Raw genomic sequence first — 253 nt, 5'->3', positions numbered from 1 at the left:
GACCACCTCGACGGGATCCTCTACGTCGACCGCCTCGGCGGCGGGGAACGCCGTGAGGCCCGCCGCCGCATGCGCGCCGGCGAGGTGGACCGCGCCGCTCGGCGCATCGGGGCCGCGCGCGCGGCCGCCGTCAGCTCGGTCTTCGGCGCCCCCGCCGCCCCCGCCGCCGGAACAGGTGCCGCCCGGTGTCCGCCCCGGCGCCCCTGCGCGCGCTCCCCGCCTGCACGCCCCTGGCCGCCGTGCCCGTGCGGCG

At 83.0% G+C, this 253-nt stretch carries 1 pseudogene; it reads left to right on the top strand.

Annotation, left to right across the window (positions count from 1 at the left end):
* Nucleotides 1-253, top strand: a pseudogene (locus tag KVS67_RS12405) (hypothetical protein); the annotation flags it as partial.

This window comes from Micrococcus sp. GbtcB5, from assembly GCF_019091605.1.
GTDB lineage: Bacteria > Actinomycetota > Actinomycetes > Actinomycetales > Micrococcaceae > Micrococcus > Micrococcus luteus.
This window is presented reverse-complemented; position numbering and strand designations above follow the sequence as displayed.